The 3,953-nt window shown below is 71.5% G+C and carries 1 protein-coding gene; it reads left to right on the forward strand.

Annotated features, from left to right (window positions below):
- Positions 1-289: 289 nt before the first annotated feature.
- Positions 290-3,934: a glycoside hydrolase family 3 C-terminal domain-containing protein gene (locus ACWDN5_RS46305; protein ID WP_449680741.1), complete on the forward strand. Its 3,645-nt coding sequence runs from the start codon at positions 290-292 to the stop codon at positions 3,932-3,934.
- Positions 3,935-3,953: the final 19 nt, after the last annotated feature.

The raw sequence follows: 3,953 nt of genomic DNA on the forward strand, positions 1-3,953 counted from the left end.
GCTGAAGCCGCCTCCGGGGCCCGGGGTGCAGCGGTACTGCCAGGCCAGGCCGAGTTCTCATTCGGGACCTCGGACGTCCCGAATGAGTCATTCGCGGCACCCGCCGGCGGGTGAAACTTTCAGCTGCTCCCCGGCTCCCGCCAGCGGTGACACCGAAGCGACGGTGAATTGCTTGCCAGAACCGGATTCCTTGCGAACGATGGTCACGGACCTGCCTGCGAACCGGCGGTTCCCCCGCCCGGCGACGCACCGGAGCACCCCGCCCATCGACTTCTGCGACGGAGATCCGATGTCCCTGCGCTTCCCCGGCCGGCGGAGACTGACCGCCGTGCCCCTGCTCGCGTTGGCCGCGGCCACGCTCGTCCCCATCGCGGAGGCGGCCCCCGCCCAGCCCGGCACCCTGCCGGTCTACCGCGACACCCACTACAGCTTCGCCGAGCGGGCCGCCGACCTGGTCGCCCGCATGACGCTGCCCGAGAAGGTCCTGCAGCTGCGCACCAACAGCGCCCCAGCCATCCCGCGGCTCGGCGTCCAGCAGTACACCTACTGGAGCGAAGGCCAGCACGGCCTCAACACCCTCGGCGCGAACACCGACGACGGCCCGGCGACCGGCGGGGTGCACGCCACGAGCTTCCCGACCAACCTCGCCAGCACGATGTCCTGGGACCCGGACCTGATCCACCAGGAGACCACGGCGATCTCCGACGAGGCCCGCGGCATGCTGGACAAGTCGCTGTGGGGCGTCGCGCAGAACAACATCGGCCCGGACAAGAACAACTACGGCTCCCTGACCTACTGGGCACCGACGGTCAACCTCGACCGCGACCCGCGGTGGGGCCGCACCGACGAAGGCTTCGGCGAGGACCCCTACCTGGTCGCGAAGATGGCCGGCGCGTTCGTCAACGGCTACCAGGGCCAGACGCCGTCCGGGAAGCCGGCGACGCCGTACCTCAAGGTCGCCGCGACCGCCAAGCACTACGCGCTCAACGACGTCGAGAACGACCGGCACGCGGACTCCTCGGACACCACCGAGACCAACATCCGCGACTACTACACCCGGCAGTTCCGGCACCTCATCCAGGACGCGCACGTCGCCGGCCTGATGACGTCGTACAACGCGATCAACGGCACGCCGGCGCCGGCCGACACCTACACGGCGAACGCCATCGCCCAGCGCACCTACGGCTTCGACGGCTACATCACCTCCGACTGCGGCGCGGTCGGCGACGTCTACGCATCGGGCAGCCACAACTGGGCGCCGCCCGGCTGGACCACGACCACCGCCGGGGCGGCGACGCAGTGGACGAACACCGCCACCGGCCAGAAGGTGTCCGGTGCCGCGGGCGGCCAGGCGTACGCCCTGCGCGCCGGGACGCAGCTCAACTGCACCGGCTCGGAAGCCACCGTGGCCAACATCCAGGAGGCCATCAAGGCCGGCGTGCTGTCCGAAGGCGTGCTCGACACCGCGCTGGTGCACGTGTTCACCATCCGCATGCAGACCGGTGAGTTCGACCCGCCGGACCGGGTGGCCTACACGAAGATCACCAAGGACGTCATCCAGAGCGCCGAGCACCAGGCGCTGGCCGCGAAGGTCGCCGCGAACTCGCTGGTCCTGCTGAGGAACGACCCGGTCGCCGGCACCGCGGCGCCGCTGCTGCCCGCCGACCCGGCCAAGCTCGGCAGCGTGGTCGTCGTCGGCGATCTCGCGAACAAGGTCACCCTCGGCGGCTACTCCGGCGAGCCCGCGCTGCAGGTCAACGCCGTGCAGGGCATCACGACCGCGGTCAAGGCCGCCCGCCCGGACGCCACGGTCACGTTCGACGCGTGCGGCACGTCCACCGGCACGACCACGGCGGCGAGCTGCTCGGCGGCGACCCTGGCCGCGATGAAGACGGCCGATCTGGTCGTGGTGTTCGCCGGGACCGACGGGAACGTCGCCACCGAGGGTCGGGACCGCACCACCATCGCCATGCCCGGCAACTACGACTCGCTGATCGACCAGGTCAAGGCGGCCGGCAACCCGCGGACCGCGCTGGCCGTCCAGGCCGGCGGCGCCGTGTCGCTCGGCCACGCCACCGGGATCCCGGGCGTCGTGTTCAGCTCGTACAACGGCGAAAGCCAGGGCACCGCGCTCGCCGACGTCCTGTTCGGCAAGCAGAACCCCAGCGGGCACCTGAACTTCACCTGGTACACCGACGACGCGCAGCTGCCGGCCATGAAGAACTACGGCCTGACGCCGTCGCAGACCGGCGGCCTCGGCCGCACGTACCAGTACTTCACCGGCACCCCGGCCTACCCGTTCGGCTACGGCCTCTCCTACACGAAGTTCGCCTACTCCCGCGTGCACGCGGACACCAAGTCCGTCGACGCCAACGGGCAGGTGACCGTGCACGTCGACGTCACCAACACCGGCACCACGCCCGGCGCCAGCGTCGCCCAGCTGTACGCGGCCACGGCGTTCGACGTCCCCGGCGTGGAGCTGCCGCGCCAGCGCCTGGCCGGGTTCAAGAAGACGAACGTGCTGGCGCCGGGCCAGACCCAGCACGTGGCCTTCCCGGTGCGGATCAGCGATCTTTCCTTCTGGGACGAGGGAAAGCGCCGCGAAGTGGTGTACCCCGGTGCCTACCGGTTCGGCGTCGGCACCGACTCCGGCCACCTCGCCGGTACCGCCACGGTCGCCGTCAAGGGCGCCCTGGCGCCGAAGACGAAGTACGTGACCGTGCAGCCGGGCCAGGTCGTGTTCACCCCGGGCCAGCGCCTCGACCTGACGGCGAAGAACCCGTGGATCGCCGACGTCACCGCCCAGGCCGGCCAGCACACGCCGGCCGACCACGTCGTCGAGGCGGTGCACGACGACCAGTCGTTCGTCGACCTGTCCCGGGCCCGGATCGGTTACCGCAGCAGCGATCCGCGGGTCGCCCAGGTGAGCCGGACCGGCCAGGTGACCATGGTGGCGCCCGGTGTCGCGACGATCAGCGTCACGGTCGACGGCGTCACCGGCACCACGCCGGTGGTGGTCGAGCAGCCGTTCACGCTCAGCGCACCGGCGCAGGTGACGGCGGGGACGACGTACACCGCCACGACCACCCTGCCCAACCCGGCGGGGGCCCGGCCGCTGCGTGACGTGGCCCTGACGCTCAGCGTGCCGGCCGGCTGGACCGTGAAGGCCACCTCGCCGTCCACCTTCGCCACCGTGCCCGCCGGGCAGACCGTCAGCACCGCCTGGGAGATCGGCGTGCCGGAGTCGGCGCAGCCCGGCAAGTTCGACGTGTCGGCGCAGGCCACGTTCACCTCGGCCAACGGCCGCGGCACGGCGGTGGACGCGACCACCGTGCTGCTGCCCCACCCGCCGTACCCGTCGCTGGCCGCGGCCCGCAACAACGTGGGCATCAGCGACGACGCCACGCCCGGCGCGGGCAACTTCGACGGCGGCAACGCCAGCTTCTCCGCGCAGGCACTGGCCGCGGCGACGCCCAGCCTGACGCCGGGTGCGACGTTCACCCACAACGGGCTGACGTTCACCTGGCCAGACGCCCAGCCGGGCAGCCCGGACAACGTGGTCGCGGGCAGCTCGGCGGGCGGGCAGACGATCGCGCTCTCGGGCTCCGGGACCACGCTGGGCCTGATCGGCGCGGGCGACTACGGCAGCCCGAGCGGAACGGCCACGGTGACCTACACCGACGGGACGACCGAGTCCCACTCGGTGAGTTTCGCGGACTGGTGGTCCAACGCGGCCACCGGCGGCGACATCCTCACCACGCTGCCCTACCTCAACAACAGCAACGGACGGCTGGACCAGCGGGTGAGCCTGTACTACGCCCCGATCCCGCTGCAGCCGGGGAAGACGGTGCAGTACCTGACCCTGCCGGACGTCAGCGACGGCGCGAACATGGGCACCGCGGCGATGCACATCTTCTCCGTCGCCATCGGCTGACCGAGAGGGGTCGGCGTCC

The organism is Amycolatopsis sp. NPDC003731, from assembly GCF_053586895.1.